The organism is Gorillibacterium timonense, from assembly GCF_001457415.1.
GTDB classification, from domain to species: domain Bacteria; phylum Bacillota; class Bacilli; order Paenibacillales; family NBRC-103111; genus Gorillibacterium; species Gorillibacterium timonense.
Window position 1 is genome coordinate 473,134 of record NZ_LN881721.1, and the last position, 25,430, is coordinate 498,563.

The window sequence follows — 25,430 nt, forward strand, 5'->3', positions numbered from 1 at the left end:
GCCTCTAAACGCGATCACGACTGCGATAACTCCCCATATGAAAAAGCGGAAGGAACCGGCTTGGCTTGCCGGACTCCTTCCGCTTTTTTGCGGCCATTACGATTCGAAAAGGTTTATTTGCGTAAATTCAGCTTGTCGATCATCTTGTTCTGTTCGTCGACCATGCGGCTCTTGAAGCTTCGGGATTCCTGAAACACCTGTCGGCTGGAGTTCGAGCCGCTCACCTCGGTCACGAAATCCCGTAGGCGGCTGTCTAGTGGCGGAGTGGCTGGCTTCTGACGCGACAACGAGTAGTAATCCGGCTTGTCCATCTTCGCTTGTTCCTCCTTAGACTTAAGAATAGACTCTCATTTACCCTTTCTGGAGAGGAATGAAACAATGAAAATGGCTTGTTTCTGAAAAAGTAAGTGAAAATAATCACTTCTTCATGAAGAATTCATGAAAATCTCACACATTGTCCATTCAACTGTAACAAAAAAAGGCAAAAAGATCGTTTCAAAGCGGTTTTTTCTGTTATATAATTAGGCAAGTGATAATGATTATCATTAAACATAATCTGCAGCAAAGAGGATGATGGTGATGAACTTAACCCAGATTTCAGTTGGCAATAAAGTCCGGATTACCGATCTGGCGGCTGTAAACCGTCTTGTCCGCCGTCGGCTAATCGATCTCGGAATCATGGAAGGAACCCTGGTTCAGATTAAGAAGACACTGCCCTTCGGAGGACCTTACACCATTGAAGCCTGCGGACAACGAATCGCCATCCGGAAGAAGGAAGCGGCACATATTCGGGTGGAAGCGGCATGATGCAAATAGCGCTCGCGGGTAACCCGAACACGGGTAAAAGTTCCCTCTTCAATATTCTCACCGGTTCCTACGAATACGTGGGCAACTGGACCGGGGTCACCATTGAGAAAAAGGTGGGCCTGCTCAAGAACAAGCAAGGCTACCTGATCGACCTCCCCGGAATCTATTCCGTCAATCCCCTCTCCAAGGACGAGGGAGTTACCGCCAACTTTCTCCTTCACGAAACCTTCTCTTTGATCTTGAATGTGGTGGATGCCTCGCAGCTTGAACGGAACCTGAACCTCTCGATTCAACTGCTCGAATTCGGCAAACCGATGGTCATCGGCCTGAACATGGTCGATGTGGCCAAGCAGCAAGGGATGGATATCGACTTCGCAAAACTCGGAAGTCTGCTCGGGGTACCGGTTTCACCTGTCGTCGCCCGAACGGGTAAAGGGGTGGACGACCTCCTGAATCGAGTGATGGGCAAGGATACCGATGCGGCCTTCCCCTTCAAAATCGATTACGGCGAAACCGTGGAGAAGGCAATCGAGGAACTGGCGCACAAATTGCCAGAAGGACTGGAAGCGAACAAGCGCTGGCTGGCCATTCAGCTTTTTGAAGGCAATGAAGTCGTATCCACTTATCTGGAGAAATTCATCGAGAAGAGCTGGCTGAAGGACTTGTACGGCAGGACGGAAGAAGCGGCCGCCAAGCATACGGGAATCAAGCTGCTTCCTCAGGTCATTCGACAGCGGCGCTCGGAGGTCATTGAAGGCATCCTTCATCAAGCGGTCACGCGTACCAAAGAACAGGATCAAACCTTCTCCGACCGGATCGACCGGATTGTGACCAACCGGTTTCTGGGCATTCCGATCTTCATGGCCTTCATGTATTTGACCTTTAAATTGACATTCGAATGGCTGGGCAATCCGCTGTCTGATCTGCTGGACGGCTTCATCGGCGGAACGCTCACCGATTGGATAGCTTCTCTGCTCGACAAGGTGAATGCGACCGCCTTCGTCCATGCTCTGGTATTGGACGGGATCGTCGCAGGCGTCGGGGGCGTGTTGGTCTTCGCTCCTCAGATCTTCATCCTGTTCCTGATCATCTCCTTCATCGAGGATTCCGGCTACATGGCCCGAATCGCAACCGTTATGGATAAGCTGATGGAGCATATCGGCCTGAACGGTAAAGCCTTCATCCCGCTCATCATCGGGTTTGGCTGCAATGTGCCAGGCGTCATGGCGGCTCGTTCGATCGAACGGCCGAATGAACGGCTCCTGACCATTCTGCTCACGCCGCTCATGTCCTGCTCCGCCCGCCTGCCGGTTTACATTCTGTTTGGCGGTGCGTTCTTCGCCGGCAATCAAGGCGCGATCGTGTTCTCTCTGTATATTCTGGGCATCGTCGTCGCCCTCTTGATCGCCAAGCTGTTCTCTTCGACGATTTTGAAGCAAGAGGGAGGCTCGATGTTCGTCGTCGAGCTGCCGCCTTACCGCATTCCACAGTGGCAGACCCTCGCCCGTAGCACCTGGGAGAAGGGGAAAGGCTTCCTCAAGAAAGCCGGTACCTTCATCTTCGGAGGCTCGGTGCTCATCTGGCTGCTCTCGTACACGGGACCCGGCGGTGTTGATGTAGCGATGGACGATAGCTTCCTCGCGATGATCGGCGGGGTTATCGCTCCTCTGCTTCATCCGATCGGCTTTGGCACCTGGCAGGCCGGAGCTTCGCTGCTCACCGGCTTCGCAGCCAAAGAAGTCGTGGTATCCACGATGGCGATCATCTACTCCGTTTCGGATGAAGGACTCAGCGGCGTTCTGATGGGCCAATACACAGCGCTTCAGGCCTACAGCTTCATGGTATTCATTCTGTTGTACATCCCTTGCCTGGCTACAGTGGGTGTTATCAAGAAGGAGACCAACTCCTCCAAGTGGACCTGGTTTTCGATGGGCTACTCGCTCGTCATTGCTTATATCCTCAGTCTGGTGATTTATCAGGGCGGTAAGCTTCTTGGTCTCGGTTAACCGCTCGTTTACTAAGCTCGGAAAGGAAGTGGAGATATGATAGTCAGCATCGCACTCGTCGCAGCCATTTTCGGCTATGCCGCTTGGACTCTCCGCCGTCATGTCCTTAAGAGCAAGCAAGGCAAGTGCTCCGGATGTTCCTTAGGCGACTCTTGCGCCTCTTCATCCTGTTGCAGCACAGAGCCTTCCTCTCATACCCCGTCGACGCCCCTCTAAGCGTTATGGGTGTTTTCCAGAAAGCCGAGCATAGAGGCTGCCCTGTACCGGGCGGCTTTCATGCTCGGCTTTTTTATGCAAGTGGAGCCGGCCCACAGCCCGCAAAGGAAGAGAACTCTTCTTATCCCCCTTTTGCCGGGTGCTCATGAACGGATAGGGCAGGCTATGCTATAATGGAAAAAGTTATTTGTGTTAGTACTCTGTCAATCGGTATGAGAAGTGGCACGATAACCAAGAGTTTTGAGTTGACAGCGTACTAGTACGCCGTCAACCTTATCGTGCGGATACGAAGCGGCGTCAATCGGTATGAGAAGTGGCACGATAACCACGGTTTCTGAGTTGACAGCGTACTAGGTAATATGGAGCGGGGAGTGGGTCGCATGTGGTTGCTGTTCGGGGTGGCATTGGCTTTGGTGTATATCCTCATCACAAATCAATCGCGCAAGAAAAAGCTGCATAAGAAAAAGGTGGAGACGAAGCCGCAAGGCAAACAACCCATCGTACCGGTCCGCTGGACGCCGGATCTCTCTGCCGAAGGGGAACAGGAAGTAGAGATGGCGCGGCTTAGCGTGAGCAAGGAAGCCTACCTTCCGGAGGAACCCACAGTATTGAAGGATGCTGCGGCGGAAGATGCGGATACAGAGGGAACGGAGGGTACGGCGAACGTCGAACCCGGGGCCCCCAAGGAATCGGTGTCGGAGCTGCCTTCCGCCCAGGCGTCGCTCGCCTTGGATGAGGGGGTGCAGCCGAATGCGGATACGACAGATGATTTCGAAGCGGAGCTGGACGCACCCGCGGCCAATCGTCCGGACGTTCGCCCGGAAGAGGTGCTCGGCAGCGATAAGATCCATTCGTTGTGGGAAGCGGGAAGAGCGCTTGAGAAGCTGTCGGGTGAAGCTCCTCGCTCGTTCATGACCTTTGATTTCGGCCGCCGCAAATATCCGCAAGCTCTGTCCATCCTGACGGATGAGGAGTCGGCGCGGGCTTGGGTGGATGCGCTGCAGGAGCGTCTCGACGGCGAGCTGCTCGCCTTCATCGGAACGACCCGTTGGTTGGGAGAGGAAGACGAGCAGGGAGTGGAGGTCGTCGTCGCCAAGGGAGAGACCCCTTTTGACAGCTTGCGATTGGCTCAGACGGATGCCGCGAATTATGATTTGTCCACTGAGGATATCATCACCAAGTTGAAGGAACTGGATCGCCGCTACGGTATTCGGCTGTACGCGGTTCAGACGGATTCGGTCGGCTTTGAGTTGCTCCGGCAGCCAACCAACCTGCAAGCCTTTGCCGAGGAGCTCTACGCGTTCTGCCCGGACCTTGTCGATCAAGGAGTTGGATCGATTGAGCATCTGATCGACTATTTGAAGGATCATCGCGACCTTCATTTGTGGTGGGACTGATGACAGACGTTCTTCATATCTTGGGCAACGGAGATTCCATGGGCGTTCCGCGGGTCTATTGCGACTGCGAGGTCTGCACGGAAGCGCGAACGGAAGGTCTCAATTGGAGACTGCGCTCCGCGGCTTATCTGGAGACGGAGACAGGCGGCTTATGGATTGACATCGGGCCCGATTGGGCCAGCCAGATGGAGGCGATGGGCAAGCGAAGCATGCCGATCGCGCTTCTGACCCATGCCCACTTCGACCATATGGCCGGTCTGCCGGAATGGGCCGACTGCTGCCGCTGGACGGGGGAGAAAGGGATTCTCTATGCACCGCGGGAAGTGCTCGTGCTTGTTCGAGACCGTTATCCGTGGCTGGAGAACCAGCTGATCTATCGGGAAGCAGACGGCGGGACTCACTTCGGTGAGTGGACGATCACAACGAGGAAGGTTTGCCACGGCAAGAACGGATACTCCTACGCTTACCGCTTTGAAAAGCCGGGCTTCGCATTCGTCTATTGTCCTGATGCCATCAATCTTGGCGAAGAGGAGAAAGCCTTTCTGAGAGGGCTGGATCTACTCGTGCTCGGGACAAGTTATTACAAGGAAGAGTTCGACTTCCATACCCGCTCGGTCTACGACATGACCGAAGCCCTCGAGCTGGCGGAAGAGATCAAACCGAGGCGCATCTATTTCACCCATATGTCACACGGGGTAGATGTGCGGACCGCTTATCCGCTTCCCGACCATGCGTCCTTGACCGCGAGAGGCATGCGGATCCCATTAAGCATATGATAATTTCAAAGCCCCGTACCTCTCATTGAATGCGAGAGGTACGGGGCTTTTGGTTGGTCTGACTTTCCGCTCAGGAACGTATGCAATCAAGAGCGCAGGCTGGGACGCTTGGAGAGCACGGACATGAGTAGGAACCCGGCTACGAAGCCGCCCAGATGGGCATAACCATCCACGTTGGGAACGACAAAGGAGTAGATCACACCGATGATGACGATCGTGACGACCGTCTGGCGGGAACTCGGATCGAGGCGATTCGCTCCGAAAAAGCTCATGAAGATGTAAGCGGCATAGATGCCATAGATGGCTCCGGAAGCTCCTACTCCGAAAAAGACGTCGGAGTGCAGGGCATAAGAGGCGAGATTGCCCAAGACTCCGGCTAGGAGATAGAACAACGTATAGCGGATGGAACCCAGCGTCCTTTCCAGGGGCGGAGCGAACACGAGCAGGTTAAACATATTGAACAACAGATGGTAAGGGCCGTTGTGCAAGAAAACGGCGGCGACGTATCTCCATACATCGGGTGTGGTCGGCAGATTCAGGTAAGCCGCGGAAGCAGCATCCATCTTGTACATGGCTCCAAAATGGACAAGGGTCGGTAAGGATGTGGACGACCCGTAGATCGTCATCAGGATGTACATAACTACGTTTATGGCGATTAGAAGAGAAGTGATCGGGTACAGCTTCAGGTATTGTCGAAAGCTCTCATAACGGATAAATTGCATGACGTTGACTCCTTTGGTCTGCGAACAGGCTTTCGCTGGATGAATAGACGTATCTCCAAAGTACTCATTTGGAGAGCCAATGTCAAACTTGGCCCCGAGCGACACCCATTTGCGGCAAGACAGGCCAAACGAGAGCCCTCCCTCATTCACGGACCATTTCATGAACAGGGGAGGGCTCTCTTAGTCGAATTACTTGGTCAGCTTGAGGGAGGCAAAGACGTCTGCCAGTCGTTTCTCATTCTCCGGAGTCCGTACGGCGTCATTGATCATTAATTTGGCGACGTAGGTGGTGCCGTTCTTGGAGAAGACATATTCCGTCAGGTGATAAGGAATGTTCTTTTGCTTGCCGGATGCGGTGTATGTGCGGGCTTCGCCTCCGAACAGCGTTACCTTTTGCGAGGTATAGGTGTAGTCGGAATCGGCATTCTTCACTTTCTTGTGCTCGGCATCCTCGGCCTTGAGAGCATCCGCCAGCTTGGTATCGGGCCGCGCTTCCACCCGGAAGCTTCCACCCAGGAAGGTGAAGATCGCCGTTTTGGCTTCCTTGCTCTTGCCTGTGAGATCGGTCCACCATAGCTCCGGAACCTTAAGGGTATAGCCATATTTCGTGTTGCTGTACGTCATCGTGCGATCGGGATCTTCCTGATCGTCTTCATCCTGGATATAGCCGATAGACGGATTCATCAGCTCTTTGTCGATCCGGATCGATTCCGAGAGGCTTTTCACAATCGGCTTCATGTCGGAGGCCGCGTCCTTCGGGTAGGAGATGACGATGCGGTATTTGTACTTGTCCTTGAGGAAGTAGTAATGCTGCTCCACCGTCCACTTGTCGCCCATTGTCGAGGACAGCGTATTGGCGATCCCCGTTATTCCGCCAAGCTTCACTTCCTGGGCACCTGAAATCGTGCGGTAATTAGCGGCGTAGCTCTTCTTGAAGTGGTCTTCCTGCCGCTTCGCCCAGCCTGCGAGCGTATCTCCGGAAGCGGCGGAGCTTACCGTCACCGTCACGCTGCGGGAGAAATCGTCGTTCGCATATTCCAGGCCGCCCAGCCAGGAAGATTCTTCCCAGTCACTCGGGATATCGAACGAGATTCCGTAATCGCTCGAGACAAGCCGGGTTTTGGCCGAGCTGCCGATATCCTTCAAGGCGGCATCGGTCCGGTCGAACGAAGGCTTGAAGCTGCCGAGAAGCTCGATGTAGCTGCCCAGCTTGGTGCGGTTGCTTGAAATCTCGCTGTTTTCGATGAACAAGGTGACGAAATAGACTTTATCTCCCTTTAAATAAGCGCGGGCTTGATAATACGAACCGTCTTGCAGCTTGCCGGTGATCACGCCATACGGATAAGCCGCATCGTCCACGTATTTGCGCTCGTAGACCGTCCCGTATTGGCCGGAGGATGCCAGCTTGCGGAGAAGCGCGCTGGGGGACATGTCCTCGCTCTGCTGCTTGGCAACATTAACGGTGATGAGGAATTCCCCTTTGGCGTCTCCGAACATGACGCTGTCCTCGCCTTGGTAATCTCCGTAGAGGACAAGGCCTGGAGGGTATTTCATCGACCAGCCGTTCTGGCTGTCGCCGATGCGGGTCTTTCCTTCATCGGTGTCGAGGGAAGAGCTGCCTGTGCTGGGACTCCAGGTTGTTCCGCTGTCGTCTTCACCCAGCGTGAGTGTCCGTTCCTTCGTCAGCCCCCCCGATTGGAGAAGAAGTGTCACTTTTTGTCCGGGCAGATAACGCTTCAGCAGCTCGTTCAGTCCCACGAGGGTGTCAGCCGACTTGCCGTCGATGGAGAGCAGGCTGTCTCCTTCTTTGATCCCGGCAAGGGCGCCGGGGGAATCCGGCTCCACGTAGGAGACGCTGAGCGCCTGGCGTGTCGGCAGACCGACGACCGCTTCCCAGCTCTCTTCAAGTTCCAGCCCGAGGGACGGGCGCTTCACTTTCCCGTAGGTGAGAAACTGATCCAGAACATAGACGGCGGTATCGGCCGGAATGGCAAAGCCGAGGCTGTCGACACCAATGTCCGTGTATTTGAGCGTATTGATGCCGATGACCTCGCCCTTCATGTTGAGCAGAGGCCCGCCGCTGTTGCCCGGGTTGATGGCGGCATCGGTTTGCAGCAGTTGGTATTTGGAGTTCACGGACCGATCCATGCCGCTGACGATTCCCGATGTGACGGAATTTCGCAGAGCGAAGGAAATCGGCGTGCCAATGGCAATGACGCTGTCGCCGACGTGAATGTCGGCCGGATTGGCGAACACGGCCGCGGTCATTCCGCTTGCGTCGATCTTGACGAGAGCCAGATCGCTTTCCTCGTCGTAATGGGTGACGGTAGCGGAATAGGATTTCCCTTCGTAGGTGACGACGATCAGGCTCTTCATATCCTTGACCACATGGGCATTGGTCATAATCAGTCCGTCCGAGCGGACGACAATGCCGGTTCCATGCGCCAGATCATACCGATTGGCCGAAGAGCTGTCCGCTGAATCGACGGGCTTGCCGATGATGGCGACTACGGACGGGGAAACCTTGCTGATGATCGGGGCGATTCCGGTCGAAGCGCTGCCGACGGCCGTTCCGGTTGATAGAGCGGAATCGGCGAAGGCGGCCGGGGCTGGAGCGCCAGCCAAGAGCACAGCGGCGCAAGCGAGCGCCAAAGCGGATTTTCGCAGCCTGAATTTGAATGGGTTCATCGATTGGACTCCCTCTCTGATAAGCTATCCGTTCTTACTTCAACGGAGTGGAGGGAAACTCCTGCTAATTTCCATATTGTCCTAGTACGTGTCTTCAAACCCGAATTGGGGGTGATTCAACGTTGCTCATGGTATAATGGCAGCAAATCCAGAAGACAGGATGTGGGGGCATGGCAGACATTCGGCTGATTCGCCCGGAGGAGCGGGAGGAAGCGATCCGGCTGTCGGACCGGACTTTCCGGTCGCCGGGGCAGAGCTCGATGGGACAGGCATTTCCGGATGTGTTCTCGATGGAGCTTCGGCAATCGTATGGAGCATTTGAGGAGGGGCGTCTCGCCGCCTTCATGGGCTTGGTTCCTGCCGTGCTGCGCATCGGCTCGGCGAGTGTCCATGCCATGCTGCTCGGCTCCGTCTGCACCGCCGAGGAATACCGCGGGCGCGGCCTCGCAGCTGAGCTGCTTAACAAGGTCATCGCCCACTCCGATGAAGCGGGCGCGACGTTGCTGCTTGTCTCCGGCGGGCGCGGTCTCTATCAACGCGCGGGCTGCTATCCCTTCGGCCGCTCGGATATCCTGGAGCTTACTCCCGAATCGGTCGGAGCGGGAGGCAAATGCCCGGATGGGGCGGTCTGTCGGGAGTTCTCGCCAGAGGATTGGTTCCACCTGCAGCGGCTCGCTTCCGCGCGCAAGGTTCGCTTCGATGCCTCCTTGGCCGATCTAGCGCGGCTCATTCGATCGGAAGCCTGGGCAAGCATCGTCGGCCTCCGTCATCGGGTGCTGTTGGCCGAGCGGGGAGGACTCCCGCTTGCCTTCGCAGTGATCGGCATTCCCGATGACCCTGCCGATCCGGAGAAGCCCGCGCGCCTGATCGAATGGGCTGGAGATGCGGAAGCCGCGAGCATGCTGATCGCCGAATCGATCGGCCGTTACGGGCTCTCCCGGATCGCCGTTCCCGTACCTTGGCATGAGCGGGAGCTCGCCGCTGCTCTGCTACCGCTGACGGACCGGAGCAATCCGGAAGCCGATCGCCATACGGTAAAAATCTTGAATTCGGAACGGCTGCTCGGCCAATTGACACCTTATTTGATGGAGACGCAGGAACAATACGCTTTCGACTTCAGCCTGAAGGGAAGGACGGATGGCGGAGCGATACTCTATCTAGGAGGCCGAACGGCGGAGCTTCATGCAGAAGAGCTGGTCTCTCTCCTGTTTGATCCGGACAGCGCCTTCCCGCTTCATGCGGACTTCAGGCGCGAGCTCGGAGGTCTGCTGCCCGTACCGCTCCCCTATGAGAAGGGACTGCATTACGTTTAATGCGCAAGCAAAAGGAGACGTCCAAAACGGCGTCTCCTTTTGCATAGTGGTCCGAACATCGGCATCGGCAAGTCTCCTCAGCCGTGTACGACGGTTCCTCCGTTGATGTGAATCACTTGGCCGGTGATATAAGAGGAATCCTCCGAAGCGAGGAACACATAGGCCGGGGCAAGCTCCTCTGGCTGACCGGGCCGCTTCATCGGTGCGTTCGCTCCATGCTCCGAGGTCCTCTTCGCGTCGAAAGTGGACGGAATGAGCGGAGTCCAGATCGGCCCAGGTGCTATGGCGTTCACGCGAACTCCTTGCTCAATCAGGCTGCCGGAGAGGGAATACGTGAATGCGGAGATGGCCCCCTTCGTTGATGAGTAATCAAGCAGCTGCGGGCTGCCTTGATAGGCGGTTACGGACGTCGTGTTGATGATCGAGGACCCGTCCTTCAGATGAGGAAGCGCGGCTTTTACCAGATAGAACATCGCAAAGATATTCGTCCGGAACGTCTTTTCGAGCTGCTCGCGGGTGATGTCGGTAATGCTCTTCTGTGGATGCTGCTCCGCCGCATTGTTGACGAGGATATTCAAGCCGCCGAACTTCTTAACGGTCTCGCTTACGAGCTTGCCGCAGAATGCTTCGTCGCCGATGTCGCCGGGCAGAAGCAAGCACTCGCCACCTTGCTCTTCCACGAGCCGCTTCGTTTCCTCGGCATCTCCATGTTCGTTCAAATAGGAGATGGCTACCTTGGCCCCCTCCGTTGCGAATGCGATGGCCACGGCGCGGCCGATTCCGCTGTCCCCGCCGGTAATCAGCGCAGCCTTGCCCTGCAGCTTGCCGCTGCCTTTATAGCTGCGATCCACCGCAACCGGTTTGGGATGCATGTCACTTTCGATGCCGGGCTGCCGGTCCTGATGCTGGAGAGGCATGGTTGGCTTTTGCGAAGAGTTGGATGTCGTAGACATGCGATATCTCCTTTCGGAAGGTAACTGACCTTGAGATTCGATTCGAAGGCGTAATAGGGTGGGAGAAAATGAACGTGTGCGAATAAGCGTTCCATCTGTTACTATGCCCACCCGGGTTAAACTGAACCAAACAAGCCCGCAAATAAAAAATCGGAAGGCGGCCTGGACATAGGTCCGAGCTGTCATTCCGATCCGGAATAAGGGGCTGTGGCTGTTAATGCCTCTGTTAGACGTTCGGCTTGCTTCGGCGTCCCAGGAAGAAGGAAGCGACGAAGAGAATCAGGAAGAGGACGAACAGAATCTTCGCGATTCCGGCCGCGGCGTTCACGATCCCGGCGAAGCCGAAGATGCCGGCAATAATCGCTACGATCAAGAAGAGCAAGGGATATTTCAGCATAGGAAGACCGCCTTTCTGCGCTTCAGCAGCGCTGTCGGTTTGGCTTGCAGCCCATTCGTTCTGGGCCTACCGGGAAGCTTCCCGGTAAGCCCTTTTTACCCGACCGTCCGATTAGTGAATCAAGAACGAGCCTATGCCGCTTTTCCTTGGCGAGACATTCTGCTATCGTAGGAAGACAGAGAGAGCTGAGGAAAGAAAGGCGAGGAACGCACATGCGGATCAACAAATATATCAGTGAAACGGGAGTTTGCTCCCGTCGGGAAGCGGATAAATGGGTGGAGGAAGGGCGCGTCACCATCAATGGGGTGAAGGCGGAGCTTGGAAGTCAAGCGGAGGAAGGGGACGATGTTCGGGTCGATGGCCGTCCGATTGGGGACAAGAAACGAACGGTCTATTTGGCGCTCAACAAACCGGTCGGGATCACGTGTACGACGGAGAGCCATATCAAAGGGAATATCGTCGATTTTGTCGGCTATCCGGAGCGGATCTTTCCCATCGGGCGGCTGGATAAGGATTCGGAGGGGCTTATTCTTCTGACGAACGACGGTGACATCGTCAATAAAATCCTGCGAGTCGAGCATGGGCATGAGAAGGAGTATATCGTTACCGTAGACAAGCCCCTTACCCCTGAATTCCTCGAAGGAATGGCCCAGGGCGTACCGATTCTGGACACCGTAACCTTGCCCTGCCGGATTCAAAAAGCGGGAGAACGCACCTTCCGGATCATTCTCACCCAAGGGCTTAATCGGCAAATCCGCCGAATGTGCGCCCACTTCGGCTATCAGGTCCGCAAGCTGAAGAGAATCCGCATCATCAACGTCCGCTTAGGCGAGCTGAAGACGGGGCAATGGCGCAAGCTGTCGGCGGACGAACTAGAGGGCCTTGTGCCCGGTCACCGCAAGGAGCGGTCACGGCCTCTCGGCTGAGTCCATTCGGCTGAGCTCCCTGCCCCTGCCAGGGGACAGGTCACGGATGATGCGGTTTTTGCCGGATGATTTGGCGACGTACATCGAATCGTCCGCTTCCTTGAAGAACTGATCCTTGGTCATCAAGGAATCGTATTCCTTCAGGCCGATGCTGACCGAGACCTTCACCTCGGGATGGCCCGGGATGGAGATTTCCGTGATCTGCTTGCGGATTTTTTCGACGGTGGCGTAGACATGCTCGGGTTTCTTCTCCAGGAAGAGGATGGAAAACTCCTCCCCGCCGCAGCGGGCGGCAAAATCGTCGGGACCGATCCTCCGGGAGATGAGCCGGGAGACTTCCGCCAAAGCGAGATCGCCTAAGCGGTGGCCGTACGTGTCGTTGAACTTCTTGAAATCGTCCACGTCGATGACAGCCAGATGAATGGAAAAGGGCATGCGCTTGTTCTGCTCGATCAATTCCTCCAAGTAGTCGTGGAAAGAGGTATGCGTATAGAGTCCGGTAAGCGGGTCCGTCTTCACCAGCTTGTCCATGAGAATGCTGCGCACCATCAGCTCCCGCTTTGCATCCAGGGCGCTCGAGAGGTCCTGCATCAGCTGTTTGACCCGGTCGATGAACAGCAGAAGAATTGTGAGCCCGGCGAGATAAGCGAGGAGGTCGTCCATCCGTTTCTCCAAGACGAAGCTCTCGCGCAAAGAGGGATCAAGGAGATGGAGGACTGTCACTCCAATCAGACTGATGATGGCCGCGCCGAACGTATAGGTTTTGCGGAAATAGAAGATGGAGACCAGGATCGGCAGAAAGGCATAATAAACGATATTGCCGGGATTCGTATCGAGAGGGATGACGATCAGGCTGATCACAATGCCGAGAGAGATGATCATCAGGGGATGGATCGACTTCCATTTGCGCTGCGCGACTTCGGCTGCCAAGAGGATGAAGATGACCAGGAGTAGAGGGAAGATCTCGCCCGGTGAGAGGTAATGATCCGCATGAGGCAAGAGAAAGGAACCGAGCAGGGTGGAAAAGGCCACTAAAAAAGTGACGGTCCAGTAAGCATTCAGAATCTTTCGATTCCATTTTCGCACGTTTACCCGCTCCAACTCATTCATACAAGTCCCTCCCATCTGTCACCCTTCTCGTTGCGGTCAGAGAAATACAGGGCGATGCAGTGTATAGGCATTTAAGCCTATTATAGCAAGAAATTGCTGTGATTTAAAAATAATATTTTCACAAAAATATAGGGAATGGAAATTATTTCGACGCAATTTGATGAGAAGCGACCTCATCCTCATGGGATATTTATCCTATACGTGGTTAAGCCCCTCAAGGAGTCATCGAGAAGCTCCATTTGGAAAAAAAAGGTTCATTCCTCGAGGAATGAACCTTTTGTGTGTGCAGACCAGGATGGAGCTAGCCGCCGATTCCGGCAAGGGGAAGCTTGCGTTCGGCTGTGGAGGAGGCTCGTTCTCCGTCCCGCTTCTCGGTTTGGCGGCAAGGACATTCTTCAAATAAGGCGAGGGAGCAGGTTTGACAAGCGTGGCTGCCGGTATGCTGGAAGACATAGCGGAGGGCATGCGCCGTATCAGAGAAGCGATGCTCCTGCTCCACGATCGCTCCGTGTCCGGTCCTTCGCAGCACCTCCTCCGGTTGACTGCGAAGCCCGGCGAGGATGACCTTGCGCCCAGCGGCTTGCGACATGCGGATGAGGGACGAGAGCTTGGCTGCGCCCGTAGAATCCAGAACGGTCATCCGGTTCATTCGGAGCAGCAGGTATTCGGAGTTGTCGCCACGGGCTTTGCGGAATTGGTCTTCGAGCGCATCCGCCGTGCCGAAGAATAGCGGGCCTTCCACGGTAAGGATGTGCACATGGGGACATTTCCGGTCGTCGCCCTCCGGTAGGCGTCGCATCTTCCGGTCCTGTCCGGCCTGCTCCGGTAGGGAGGGAGTGACCGTAAGAGAGTCTCGCATCTGCTTGATGAACAAGACGACGGACACCCCGAGGCCGATCTCAACGGCGGTCGTCAGGTCGGTGAATACGGTGAGCAGGAAGGTTGCCGCGAGTACGATGGAATCGCCTGTGCGGGCCTTCAGGCCGCGGATCACTTCCTTGCGTTCGCTCATGTTCCACGCGACGATCATGAGAATCGGAGCCATGGCTGCAAGCGGAATACGCGAAGCGAACGGGGCGAGCACAAGCAGGACGGCAAGCACGACGACACCGTGAATGACGCCGGACATGCGGCTGGCCGCTCCGCTGCGGATGTTGGTGGCGGTGCGCGCGATGGCGCCGGTTGCCGGGATGCCGCCGAACAGCGGGACTACGAGATTAGCGATGCCTTGGCCGACCAGCTCTCGGTTGCTGTCATGGCGGGTCCCGGCCATCCCGTCCGCTACTACGGCGGACAGAAGCGACTCAATCGCGCCGAGCAAGGCAATGACGAGGGCCGGGCCGATCATCTGCCGCATCGTCTCCCAGGTCAGATCCGGGAATTGCAGGTCCGGCAGCTTGGCCGGGATGCTGCCGTAGGCCGACCCGATGGTGGCGACCTGTCCCTCGTAGAAGAAGGTGGCGACGAGGGTGGATAAGATCAGGCCGACAATCGAAGGGGGAACCTTGGTAGTCAGCTTCGGCAGAAGCAGGAGACACACCAGGCACAGGGCAGCCGTCAGCACGCTGTAGCCGTTGATCGTGTGGAGATGGCGGAAGAGGTCAGCCATGGTCGGCAGAAAATGCTCGTGGCGCGACACGCCGGTCAGCCCGAGGAAGTTGCCGATCTGTCCGGTGAAGATCGTGACCGCGATCCCCGCGGTGAAGCCGATGGTCACGGGCCGAGGGATGTAGCGGATCAGGGAGCCGAGCTTCAGAAGACCCATCAGGACGAGGATTAGCCCTGCCATAAAGCCGGCTACGAGCAGATTCTTATACCCATACAGGGTGACGATTCCGAGCAAGATCGGAACGAAGGCGCCGGTCGGTCCTCCGATCTGAAAACGCGAGCCCCCGAAGATCGAGATGAGAATGCCGGCGATAATGGTGGTGTAGATGCCGTACTCCGGTTTGACGCCCGATGCAATGGCAAAAGCCATTCCCAAGGGAATGGCGACAATTCCGACGATTAGGCCGGAAATGATATCTTTGCGTAAATGATTGTGTACATAATCCGATCGATCAGACATTTGTTCCAGGACCCCGTTCTGCAGATGGTAACCATGCTTTTCGCATTTCTCTCTATCCTAAGTCGGAGTTTGGATGTTTACAGTGACGATTATCATAAAAAATGAAAATAGTCGGCCCGCTTTCATTTCATCGGCTCGTCGAGGAGCTCACGAGCGTGACATGGCGTTTGTTAGTGAGGCGTTGTGTGACAAGCATGAAGATCAGGAATCGATCCATTCGCGCCGCAGCCGGAAGAGGTCGCGCAGATCGTCGGTGGACAGCTCGGTAATCCAATTCTCGCTCGCGCCGACGATGCGGCTGCTGAGGTCCAGCTTGCGCTCGATCATCTCGTCGATCCTCTCCTCCAGCGTTCCGAGGGTGACGAATTTGTGCACCTGGACGAGCCGGGTTTGGCCGATCCGGTACGCGCGGTCGGTCGCCTGGTTCTCGACGGCGGGATTCCACCAGCGGTCGAAGTGAAAGACATGGTTGGCTGCCGTCAGGTTAAGCCCGATGCCGCCTGCCCTTAGCGACAGAATGAACACCCCTGGCCGCTCGGCTTCCGGCAGGCTCTCATCCTGGAACTGCGCGATCATGGCATCTCGCTGCGCCCGCGGGGTTCCGCCGTGCAGGAAGAGGGTCTGATCACCAAGCTCCTCTCGAACGGCGCGTTCCAGAAGGTGGCCCGCTTCAACGAATTGGGTGAAGATCAGGCAGCGGTCTCCTTCGGAGCGCAGCTCGCGGACCATATCGAGGAGCCGCTCCAGCTTGTTGGACCGGTCGCGCCAAGAAGCCCGGCCTTCATGCAGCATGAGGGACGGATGGTCGCACACCTGCTTGAGCCGTGTGAGAGAAGAGAGGATGAGTCCCCTTCTCTCCAGAGAAGTCGACTTCTCAAGACGCTCAAACATCGTCTGGATGTGATTCTCATAGAGGGAGGCTTGCTCTGCGGTGAGCGAAACATACACCTTCGCCTCGTTTTTGTCTGGAAGGTCCAAGCGGATGGCGGGATCGCGCTTCTCCCGACGGAGCAGGAACGGCCGGACGAGCTGCTGGACGCGGCCGAGCGGTTCGTCGCTGTTCTCCCGTTCGATTGCATTCACGAACCGATGGGTGAATTCCCGCAGCGGACCGAGATAGCCTGGATTCAGGAAGTCAAAGATCGACCACAGCTCGGTGAGCCGATTCTCGATCGGCGTGCCGGTCATGGCGATGCGGTGGTACCCGTTCAGCCTCCGGATCGAAGAGGCTTGCTTCGTATAGGCGTTCTTAATGTTCTGCGCTTCGTCGAGGCAGATCGAGCCCCAGGAGAGCTGCTTCAGTTCTTCTTCGTCCAGATGGGAGAGGGTATACGAAGTGAGCACAACGTCCGCCTGCTGCGCCGCTTCCGCAAATGCCGAACCCTTCAGCCGATTCGGCCCGTAGTGGAGATGGACCTTGAGGGAGGGAGCGAAGCGCTCCAGCTCCTTCTGCCAATTCCCGAGCACGGAGGTTGGGCAGATGAGCAGGGAGGGGCCCCCGCCGTCCCGGGCCTCTCCGTCATTCTCATGATCTTCCTTCACGCTGAGCAAATAGCAGATCCATTGGATGGTTTTGCCGAGCCCCATGTCGTCGGCGAGACAGCCTCCGAGTCCGATGCTTCGGAGGAAGAGCAGCCAGGACATCCCTTCCGCCTGATAGCGGCGCAGGGAGCCGTGGAAGCCGGAGGGAGCCTCACGCAGCGGAATCTTCTCCTGATGCTCCAGCTGTTGAAAGAGCCGGGAGAGCGAATCGTCGAGTTCCAGCTCCATCATGATCCGGTCTTCCTCGGCCAGCTCCTGGGCGCGATCGGCTGCAGGCACTTCTCCGAGAAGGTGCATCTCCATCACTTCCCGGAAGGTGAGGCCCTTTCGCCGCTTGGCCCGCTTCATCGCCTCGCGGATTTGGGCGAGCTGAGCCGGATCGAGCTGGATCCATTGGCCGCGGAACTGAATGAGCCTGCGCTTCTCTTCGAGCAGGCTGCGGAACTCGTCCTCAGTCAGCTCCTCGCCGCCGATGGCGAGCCGCCAATCGAAATTCAGGATGCGGTCAAGCCCGAAGAGGGACTCGCCCGTGGCGGCGCCAACGGATGACTTGACCTTTGCCTTGAGCCGCGGCCGGGTCCGGCGTACGCGCTCCCACCAGGACGGCAGCAGCACGGCGGCTCCCGCCTCCGCGAGCTGGAGAGCACCGCGGCTGAGCAGCTCCCAGGCGGCGTCTTCGTCCAGCTCCTGCGCAAGCTGCCCAGGCCGGTCCTTCTCGCGCAGGAGCGGCGCTACCCGCAGCCAGCGCTCGACCTCCCGCGTGACGCGGGTCGGCGCATCCGCCCACTCGGGCGGCAGCTCGCTTCCGTCCGCGGGGATGCCTTCGGCGCTCACCGGGAGCAGCGTCTCCGGATGCTCCCGGTCCTGCAGTTGCGCGGCGATGCGCCAGCCGCGGCCGCCTTCGGGCTCGACGAGCTGCAGGCAGACGCGATACGGGCTCGGGTCGTGGACCCAGCCGATCGCCGTCAGCCAGTCTTCCTCGTCGAGCCACATGGCCGCGACTGCATCCGGCGCCGCCGCAGGCTCCTGCGCGAGCCGCTGGAGCGAGGCTCGCAGGCCTGGCTCGCGCCCGGCCCGCTCTGCGGCCAGCGCCTCGATAAAGGCGCGTGCGGTCGGGCCGGAGGCGAGCGCCCGCACTTCGGCGGGCAGGTCGAGTTTCCAACCGAGCTGCCCGTGCTTCCACTGCTCGAAATCCGGCATGAACGCGCCGGTGGCGAGCGCTTGCTCGATTGAGGGGGCGAGGAGCTTGAGATCCGCCGCTTCCTCGCTGAAGACCGCATCCGCATGAAGCAGCGTCGGGGTATGACAGAAGAAATCGAGCGCTTCCGGAGCGGAGAGCTTAACCCCTTCCTTGAAGCCGACGGCGGTGGTCTCGATAAAGGTTCCATAGAAGGACGGTTCATGCCAAGCGAACAGGTGGTCTTTCAGCTCCGATGGATCGATGGAGCGGAGTCCGTTCGCCCCATACAGGAACAAGGCTCCTTCCTCCAGCCATTCGGCGTAGACGGTATAGGTACCCAAGAGACTCATGGCAGCAGGTTTCCTTTCGACAGCTCCTCCTGGAAGGCGCGCAGGCGGTTGTGCTTTTCGGCAAGCCGCTTGATGTACACCGACCAGCGGAGGGAGAGATCCGCTTGCTTGTAGCAGGCTTTAAGCTTCTTCAACTGGCGGATGGCCTCCTTGTAGGCGTTCCGATTCTTATCGGCGATGGTCCGCTCCACCGCTTGGTGATACAGAGGCAGCATCAGCTCGGGAGCGGCCTCTTGAACGGATTTGAAATCGGCCGTATACAGGCTCTCCGCCGATACGCGGACGGCGAGCTGCAGATCGACCCATTCCCGGTAGCGGTGGTATTTGAGCAGGTACTCCGTGTAATAAGGATAGCTGCGCGGCAGCAGGGAGCGCATCGCGTTCACCCATTCATCGTGAGCCTGCAGCTCCCGCGCGGCATCGGTCCAATAGGAGCAGATGCGATGGAATTCATCCTGCTTGGCTCGGGGCAGCGCCGGAGTCAGCCAGCGCAGCCACTCCATCAGGCGGCTCCACTGCTCTTGGCTCTTCAAGGCGGAGAGCATCGCTTCGAAATCGCCCGCTTTTCTCTCGTGCAGTCCGTCAAGCAGGCCCATGGCCGCGATATCCTCCTTCCTCAGAAGAAGAAACTGCGCTTCGGCCAGCCGAAGCAAATCTTGAATGCGAGGAGAGAGGGCATCGTTCGTACGCAAATCCGCGAGCTGACGGCGTTCCTCCTCCGGATCGTCAGTGCGGCTGAACAGCTCCCACCAGAGAATGCGGTACGTATCGAGCCGATCCGATATCCCATTTTCCCGCTTCTGGAGCGCGTCACGCACCCACTCACTCGTCTTGCTCCAGTGAACGGGGCAGCTTTTTTTGGCTCCGGCCGCATCGGTGCTCCGCGCAGCGGCTTGCAGGTCCGCGCGGCAGCGGGCTGCCGTATTCCTCGCCGCTCCTTCGTGGTAATAGGTCATGAACGACGATTGGTTATCGAGTTGAAACCGGTCGAGCCGGTGCAGAACAAACAGATAGACATGGATGCGGAAGAGAGCCGCGGCGTCAGGCTTCCAGCCGTCCGCAAGCGGGAGCAAAGTCTTCCGGGCCATCTCGTAGAACCCTTCCACCGATTGCTGGTACGTGAGCGTATATCCGCTGAACCGACGTTCGAAATGCCCATGCCATTCCTCCGGCAGCTCAGTGGACAGCGGAACAGCCGGGGGCTGCCGCTTGGCTTGCCGTTCCGTTGCGGTTCGGGAGCGGACCTTCGCGCCCGCAGCTTTTTGCAGGCTGACGAACAAGAGCTCGGGCCGTCCGTGCGGTGTATAGGCTTTGAACAGAGCGGCGGCCATGTGCTTGCACCAGCCGTTATACGGGCACGTGCAGGAGCTGTCCTCGGGCTTTTCCAAGTCAAAGGTAACCAGGTAGGGCTCGGGATCGGTTCCGTACACCTCCGCCTCAAGCCGGGTTCCGTGGCGCAAAACCAGATCTCCAACCCGGCCGCGATGATAATAATTCCACCCCCGGGCCAAAATGACCGATTCCAACCGGGCTTCCATGGCTTTGATCAGCGCGTCGATCCGGCTTATGGGGATTTTCACGGATGTCATGAACGTTCCTCCGTCATGCGAAAGACATTCCTTTTATTGTATCAGATTTCGTGCAAATTTGCTCACAGAGAAGCAGGACTCGGAAAGACCATGCAATAAAAATCGGCGGGGCCGGTCGGCGTCATCCGCTCGTAGTGGTCCGTGATCGTGAAGCCGGCTTTCCGGTAGGCGCGAACAGCCCGTTCGTTGTCAATCCGCACCTCCAGATCGATCTCGTTGTCCGGATTTCGCCGGAGCGCTTCCTGCGCGGCTTCCCGCGCCAAGCTGCAGCCGTAACCTCGCCCGCACAGATCGGGACGCAGCCCAAGGCCAAGCCGAGTGACTCCAAGCATCGGGAAAAATTGAATGAAGCCGACGAGCTCACCTTCCTCGTCCAGCACTGCGCGGTATTGGCTTTGGCGGATCGTTTCGTCGGCAAACTCCGTGCCTCCCGCCAGCATTTCGGTCCAAGAGGGCCAGTTGTAGATGGCGTAAGGAGGCTCGTACCGCCAAAGGCACAGCTCTTTGGCATATTCTTCGGCTAGAGGGGCGATCAGAAGCTGAGGGTGCATGGGTGGGGAGATCCTCCTGCAAATGGAATAAAAGACTGAGGCTTCTTCCATCCTACTCATAGCGGGTCCAATTGGTCAATGAGCGTCCAAAAGCCATCGAACCGGCTGCTCCGGTTCTTGGCGTTTCATTCCTTCTCGTAAAGGGTAATAGGTTGTGCGTAATCCAGCCTGTCAAGCCGGGAGTGAAGAGGGAATGACACATCCATCCGGAAAACGAATGAGCCGCGAAGAAGCAGGCCGTCTGGGCGGAGAAGCGACCGCTCGTCTGCATGGCAAAAACCACTACCGCAAAATCGGCCGCATAGGCGGAGCGGCGACGGCCGAGACGCACGATTCGGATTTTTACCAGGAGATTGGACGCAAGGGCGGAGAAGCGACGGCGGATTCACGCGACCGGGAGTTCTTCCGGGAAATCGGCCGTAAGGGAGGGCAATCCCGGCCGAGCTCACGCTCGGGCGAGTAAGGGACCGACCGTAAGTGCTCCCTCATACGGGACGATCTCGCCCCATAAAAGGAGGCTCCCTCAGCGCCTAGGGCGTCAAGAGAGCCTTCTTAAAAAAGGGTCATAACCTTTCATCACGATGGTGGTTTGACGAATCCGAATCGGATCACTCCGTGGATCGGACTCCGTGGGCGGATGGTGCTTACGCCTTCTTCGCCTTCAAATATTCACCCATCTGCTGGTCGTTCTTCTGGATGTGGTTGATCAGCCAATCGACCAGGGCGCGGTTCAGCTTGATCGTCGTCAGAACGGATGCGCCTTTCTCTTTCAGCTGCTGCTGAATCGCGGCGACTTCCTTCACGAATTGGTCATGTTCGGCTTTATGCTCGATATAATGGGGATAACCGGCTCCCTTCATCAACGCTTCTTCGTCATTGAAATGCTTGACCGTGTAGCTGATGAGAAAATCGAGCGTTTCTTCCAGCTTCTCTTTGCCTTTTTGCTGCGTGCAGGCTTCGAGGAAATCATTGAGCATCCGAACCAGCTCTTGATGCTGCTTGTCCACCGCATCTACACCAATATTGAGTTCATCTCTCCAAGCTATCATGAGGCACCGCCATTCAAACAGTTTTCACCAATTATCGCCAGAAAACGGTCAAAAGCGCAATGCGATTCGTCACATTTGATTTAAAGTCAGCGTCCTGCAAATTTCCCATTCCATGCGGAGCGGGTTTCCCGTTATAATAAGAATAAAAGAACAAAGGCAGGGATAGTCCTATGACGTCCACAGTGAGTATGCAATGGGTGAAGGACCACTTAACGTGCATCGATATGATACCAGTAGACTGCCGATTTATCATGGGACAGCCTGAAGCGGGTCGTGCGGCGTATGAAGCCGGACATCTGCCGGGGGCTGTCTATTTTGATTTAGAACAGGATTTATCGACGCCGATCAGCCCCCACGGAGGAAGACATCCGCTTCCGATTCCGGAGGAGCTGGCCATCAAGCTTGGAGCGGCAGGAATCGGACCGGAATCGCGCGTCGTCGTATACGACGATCAGGGCGGAGCCAATGCTTGCCGGATGTGGTGGCTCCTGCGCTATTACGGCCATCGGCATGTCGTCGTGATGGATCAGGGCTTCAGCGCTTGGGTGGAAGCGGGGCATGAGGTGGATACGGTCATACCGGAACGCAAGCCGGAAAGATTCACTCCACGGCTTCAGCCGGGCTGGGTGGCGGAACGCGACGAGGTGATGACCAAGCGGCTCGTGCCGAGCGCCGTCGTGATCGATTCTCGCGAGCCTGCCCGGTACGCGGGGCTGACGGAACCGATTGACAAGATCGCCGGCCATATTCCCGGAGCGGTCAACCATTTCTGGAAGGATGGCTTGGACGCTGCGGGAAGTTGGAAGGAGCGCGAGGAGCAGCGAGCCCGTTTTACGGGGATTCCGCTCGATCGCGACATCATCGTCTATTGCGGTTCGGGAGTCACCGCGTGCCCGAACGTGCTTGCACTGAAGGAAGCAGGCTTCCCTCATGTGAAGCTCTATCCGGGAAGCTGGAGCGACTGGATCAGCTACCCCGACAGCCCGATTGCGCTCGGTGATGAGCCGAGCGGGGAATGGGAAGAAGCAGGCGCGTAAGGGATTGAATGTAGAGTTCGCCGAAATGGAGAAGGGTTGCAGCAGTTTCTTCAAGTCAGACACTGCAGCCCTTTTTAGGTTCGTTCGTGGAACAAATTGAAAGTGTGGACCAGAACTCAGAGCAGTTGGAACCGATTGTTGAATGGTCTCTACAACTTAAGGAGAATAAACGGGTGCAACTCGAAAGTTACTCCTCCACAATAAGATTAATTATTCTGTACTTCGATTCCTTTACCAACCAAAGTGAATCTGGTTTTGTAATAAGTCGTGCATTTTGATAAGCCATTTCACGAGTTAAAATTGTTGTCCCAAGATATTCTCGAAGCTCCCATCAACAAAGCTAATACTAATGAAATAATTGGTTCCTCCCCCGCAATTTTACTGTAAAATATACGGGCAGGGGATTATTTTAGCTGAAGTATAGTTTGTTTGGTTATAAAGTAATTATTTTTTAAACGATTTTCTATAAATCTATTCGTATCAACTTTTGATATCTTTGAAAAAAAGAAATATGAATTCATTTCTTCATTGTTGATTTTTGTTTTCTCGTAGATCTTTTTCTGAACATCTTTCGCCTCTTCAGAGAAGCTGATATGGAAATTTACAAAATCGAAATATTTTTTATAGTGCTGATAAAACGAATTGCTTTCCTCTGGCTTAGTTATTTCGCCCAAGTTTGTAAAAACGTCCTCCATCGATTTTGATTCCCTATTAATGTCTGTTATGGCAACACCAAAGTATCCATCATTCAGCATGTCGTATATTTCAATGTAATACTTCTCTAGATCGGGACTACCGCTTCTTGCAAAAATGTACTGATGAACCAGTAGCGGAGCCCAATCTTTGTGGGAGTAATTACTGGGATTCAAGTTTTTTATAGGTAAATTATTGAGCCTCTGCTGTCCATCCTTCGCACTATTAATAGTACTTGGAATCCTTGGGTTAAAATATTTGCTATCCGATATTACAACATACCCAAATAAAGAATGATTATTATCAAAATAAGTAAGTACGATATAATCATCCGCGTAATAGGTAGCAACAGAACCTCTCTCATCTGTATTATTCGATGTTTGATATTTAATGTCTTCGATGATTGTAGGAATACCTAACTTTTTTTCTATAAACGAATAGTTCTGCCCTAATCGCAAATCGCTCACTTTTTGGGCGAATGCTTTCAAATCGGTTCCGGGCAATAAATCTTTCCCGAAAGAAAAGGCTACAATGATCCATCCGACGATTGTTACTACTGCCGCTACAAATTCAAATATTTGCTTGCTATTTTTTTTGATTGTTCTGAATTTCTCTTCTATTAATGAAGGCAGTTTGCTCCCCATGCTCCATCTCCTTGAAAAAACTCATCTGGTTAAAACAAATTTTATGAAAACGAATAAAGTCCATATTCACGATACTCCGGAGGACGGAATGAGTGTTCTTTATACCGATAGCAACCGCAACACACGTCCGCGTATCCATGTTACATACAACGGGAACGCCTCCATGCGAATAGTGTTTTACGAGCGAGCACTCGTTTTCCTTACATCTAATTTCGACATTTAAGACGCTAAACCCTTGTGGATACTAGTTTTTTTTCATCAATCAAGACCTATCTGAATAATTTTATTATAATCAGATAATTATGGTGTTTATCCTAAAATCGAGGTGCTTAAGTATGGATATCGCGTTTAAGATCTTCTGCCGTAGATTTCGACAATCGAGGTCGTTATCGGAGAGGTCTTCACTTATTATTCCAGCTGGAAACACAGTAAGTATGAAGTGTTTATAGGAAAGACACAGCTATCAGACCGACCTGCAAGGCATCGCCAAGATCATCGATTACGGCAACAACACGGGGGAAATGTCGGCCAAAGATCCACAAAATGCTGCATACGGACTGCTGTCGATGGTCGTAGGCTTGAGTTTCTTTCGCGTAGCGAACCTTCCGACTGCGAGTGGCGAGGATAACCGACACATTTGCGATGATTATGTCAGTAAGCTCACTGAACGATCATAAGGCAGGAAACGGAGTCAAAATCATGTCAACTTCATTACAGCAGCATATCGAATACCCCGAATACCCGATGGTGAGCATTCCCGCGGGAGAAGTATCGTTAAGGGATGACCGAATCAAGAAAGCATGGTCGGCTCAAGTTCATGCTTTTCGGCTTGGACCGGTTCCGGTCACGAAAGCTCTGTACAGCTCCATCATCAATAAAGCGGATTGCCATCCTGACGACACTCGGGTGCCGATTACAGAAGTGTCATGGCTGGACGCCATTGCCTTCTGCAATTTGTTTTCTCGGCACTCGGGCCTACAAGTTTGTTACGAGATAACCCGTGACGGCGAGGTCATCTGGAACCGGGATGCAACCGGCTATCGGCTTCCGACGGAAGTGGAATGGCAATACGCTTGCAAAGCGGGAACAACGGGATACCGGTATGGCGAACTGGACGCCATCGCATGGTATAACGAAAATTCCGAAGGCGGTGTCCGGGAAGCGGGGCTGAAGGAGCCTAACGCGTGGGGTTTATACGATATGCTAGGGAACGTCTGGGAGTGGTGCAGGGATATTTACGATGCAGAGGTGTATGGATCTTATAGGGTCTTCCGTGGCGGCAGTTGGGCGGAGGAAGCGAGGGGGTGCGGAGCAACCTGCCGTCGCCGCAGTCATCCGACGTTCCGGATCGACGATCTCGGCTTCCGGCTGACGAGGTCCGTGTAGCTTCACCATTCCTGCCGCGATGATCGGAAT

21 protein-coding genes and 2 pseudogenes are annotated in these 25,430 nt (G+C 55.5%); 10 read left to right on the forward strand and 13 right to left on the reverse strand.

The features are described 5' to 3' along the window. Positions 1-113 precede the first annotated feature (113 nt). A complete protein-coding gene (locus BN2684_RS04200) occupies positions 114-311 on the reverse strand; it encodes a hypothetical protein (RefSeq protein ID WP_058300911.1) in 198 nt (65 codons plus the stop codon). Between the two features lie 268 nt (positions 312-579). On the opposite strand from BN2684_RS04200, the gene BN2684_RS04205 reads away from it, so the two are divergent. The 4 genes from BN2684_RS04205 (at position 580) to BN2684_RS04220 (ending at position 5,202) form a co-directional block, all read left to right on the forward strand. Further along, positions 580-807, forward strand: a complete 228-nt coding sequence (locus BN2684_RS04205) for a FeoA family protein (protein WP_058300912.1) — start codon at positions 580-582, stop codon at positions 805-807. Next, positions 804-2,813, forward strand: coding sequence for a ferrous iron transport protein B (feoB, locus tag BN2684_RS04210; RefSeq protein ID WP_058300913.1), 2,010 nt, complete (start codon positions 804-806; stop codon positions 2,811-2,813). Before BN2684_RS04205 ends, feoB begins: the two co-directional genes overlap by 4 nt. Before the next feature lie 596 nt (positions 2,814-3,409). After that, complete coding sequence (locus BN2684_RS04215; protein ID WP_058300914.1) at positions 3,410-4,426, forward strand: DUF4253 domain-containing protein; 1,017 nt, start codon at positions 3,410-3,412, stop codon at positions 4,424-4,426. Next, positions 4,426-5,202, forward strand: a complete 777-nt coding sequence (locus tag BN2684_RS04220; RefSeq protein WP_058300915.1) for an MBL fold metallo-hydrolase — start codon at positions 4,426-4,428, stop codon at positions 5,200-5,202. The genes BN2684_RS04215 and BN2684_RS04220 overlap by 1 nt, the downstream gene beginning before the upstream one ends. Positions 5,203-5,288: 86 nt before the next feature. Here the strand turns inward: BN2684_RS04220 and BN2684_RS04225 are convergent, their stop codons facing one another. Together BN2684_RS04225 and BN2684_RS04230 are read right to left on the reverse strand one after the other, a co-directional pair. After that, positions 5,289-6,086: a rhomboid family intramembrane serine protease gene (locus BN2684_RS04225; RefSeq protein ID WP_316245500.1), complete on the reverse strand. Its 798-nt coding sequence runs from the start codon at positions 6,084-6,086 to the stop codon at positions 5,289-5,291. Positions 6,087-6,113: 27 nt separating this feature from the next. Continuing rightward, positions 6,114-8,612, reverse strand: a complete 2,499-nt coding sequence (locus tag BN2684_RS04230; RefSeq protein WP_058300916.1) for a S1C family serine protease — start codon at positions 8,610-8,612, stop codon at positions 6,114-6,116. Between the two features lie 170 nt (positions 8,613-8,782). Here BN2684_RS04230 and BN2684_RS04235 point away from each other — a divergent pair, with 170 nt between their 5' ends. Beyond that, positions 8,783-9,925 carry a GNAT family N-acetyltransferase gene (locus tag BN2684_RS04235; RefSeq protein WP_058300917.1) on the forward strand — a complete coding sequence of 381 codons (1,143 nt, stop codon included), beginning with the start codon at positions 8,783-8,785 and terminating at the stop codon, positions 9,923-9,925. A gap of 77 nt (positions 9,926-10,002) precedes the next feature. On the opposite strand, the gene BN2684_RS04240 is transcribed toward BN2684_RS04235, so the two are convergent. Further along, the gene (locus tag BN2684_RS04240) at positions 10,003-10,878 is read right to left on the reverse strand and encodes an SDR family oxidoreductase (protein ID WP_058300918.1); all 876 of its coding nucleotides are present in this window, start codon (positions 10,876-10,878) and stop codon (positions 10,003-10,005) included. 226 nt (positions 10,879-11,104) lie between these two features. Further along, positions 11,105-11,275 carry a DUF1328 domain-containing protein gene (locus tag BN2684_RS23800; RefSeq protein ID WP_082651745.1) on the reverse strand — a complete coding sequence of 57 codons (171 nt, stop codon included), beginning with the start codon at positions 11,273-11,275 and terminating at the stop codon, positions 11,105-11,107. A gap of 212 nt (positions 11,276-11,487) precedes the next feature. Here BN2684_RS23800 and rluF point away from each other — a divergent pair, with 212 nt between their 5' ends. Continuing rightward, entirely contained in the window at positions 11,488-12,201 is a 714-nt protein-coding gene (gene rluF / locus BN2684_RS04245) for a 23S rRNA pseudouridine(2604) synthase RluF (RefSeq protein ID WP_058300919.1), read from the forward strand. Here rluF and BN2684_RS04250 read toward each other — a convergent pair. The 5 genes from BN2684_RS04250 to BN2684_RS04270 form a co-directional block, all read right to left on the reverse strand. Continuing rightward, entirely contained in the window at positions 12,184-13,311 is a 1,128-nt protein-coding gene (locus BN2684_RS04250) for a GGDEF domain-containing protein (RefSeq protein ID WP_058300920.1), read from the reverse strand. The genes rluF and BN2684_RS04250 overlap by 18 nt on opposite strands. Before the next feature lie 301 nt (positions 13,312-13,612). Continuing rightward, a complete protein-coding gene (locus BN2684_RS04255; protein ID WP_058300921.1) occupies positions 13,613-15,379 on the reverse strand; it encodes a SulP family inorganic anion transporter in 1,767 nt (588 codons plus the stop codon). 201 nt (positions 15,380-15,580) lie between these two features. After that, positions 15,581-18,451, reverse strand: coding sequence for a DEAD/DEAH box helicase (locus BN2684_RS04260; RefSeq protein WP_058300922.1), 2,871 nt, complete (start codon positions 18,449-18,451; stop codon positions 15,581-15,583). Further along, a complete protein-coding gene (locus BN2684_RS04265; protein WP_058300923.1) occupies positions 18,448-20,040 on the reverse strand; it encodes an SWIM zinc finger family protein in 1,593 nt (530 codons plus the stop codon). Before BN2684_RS04265 ends, BN2684_RS04260 begins: the two co-directional genes overlap by 4 nt. 62 nt (positions 20,041-20,102) lie before the next feature. Then, positions 20,103-20,591: a GNAT family N-acetyltransferase gene (locus BN2684_RS04270; protein WP_058300924.1), complete on the reverse strand. Its 489-nt coding sequence runs from the start codon at positions 20,589-20,591 to the stop codon at positions 20,103-20,105. A 193-nt stretch (positions 20,592-20,784) separates the two neighbouring features. On the opposite strand from BN2684_RS04270, the gene BN2684_RS04275 reads away from it, so the two are divergent. Continuing rightward, positions 20,785-21,054, forward strand: a complete 270-nt coding sequence (locus BN2684_RS04275) for a KGG domain-containing protein (protein WP_058300925.1) — start codon at positions 20,785-20,787, stop codon at positions 21,052-21,054. A gap of 181 nt (positions 21,055-21,235) precedes the next feature. On the opposite strand, the gene BN2684_RS04280 is transcribed toward BN2684_RS04275, so the two are convergent. Next, positions 21,236-21,640 carry a bacteriohemerythrin gene (locus BN2684_RS04280; RefSeq protein WP_199825294.1) on the reverse strand — a complete coding sequence of 135 codons (405 nt, stop codon included), beginning with the start codon at positions 21,638-21,640 and terminating at the stop codon, positions 21,236-21,238. A gap of 170 nt (positions 21,641-21,810) precedes the next feature. On the opposite strand from BN2684_RS04280, the gene BN2684_RS04285 reads away from it, so the two are divergent. Continuing rightward, positions 21,811-22,677 carry a sulfurtransferase gene (locus BN2684_RS04285; RefSeq protein ID WP_058300926.1) on the forward strand — a complete coding sequence of 289 codons (867 nt, stop codon included), beginning with the start codon at positions 21,811-21,813 and terminating at the stop codon, positions 22,675-22,677. Positions 22,678-22,864: 187 nt separating this feature from the next. Here the strand turns inward: BN2684_RS04285 and BN2684_RS25325 are convergent. Continuing rightward, a pseudogene (locus tag BN2684_RS25325) lies at positions 22,865-22,984 on the reverse strand (hypothetical protein); the annotation flags it as partial. A gap of 97 nt (positions 22,985-23,081) precedes the next feature. Then, positions 23,082-24,014 carry an ETEC_3214 domain-containing protein gene (locus tag BN2684_RS04290; RefSeq protein ID WP_058300927.1) on the reverse strand — a complete coding sequence of 311 codons (933 nt, stop codon included), beginning with the start codon at positions 24,012-24,014 and terminating at the stop codon, positions 23,082-23,084. Positions 24,015-24,472: 458 nt separating this feature from the next. On the opposite strand from BN2684_RS04290, the pseudogene BN2684_RS24885 reads away from it, so the two are divergent. Both BN2684_RS24885 and BN2684_RS04300 read left to right on the forward strand, forming a co-directional pair. Further along, positions 24,473-24,691, forward strand: a pseudogene (locus BN2684_RS24885) (TetR/AcrR family transcriptional regulator); the annotation flags it as partial. A 22-nt stretch (positions 24,692-24,713) separates the two neighbouring features. Then, positions 24,714-25,400 carry a formylglycine-generating enzyme family protein gene (locus BN2684_RS04300; RefSeq protein WP_058300929.1) on the forward strand — a complete coding sequence of 229 codons (687 nt, stop codon included), beginning with the start codon at positions 24,714-24,716 and terminating at the stop codon, positions 25,398-25,400. Positions 25,401-25,430: the final 30 nt, after the last annotated feature.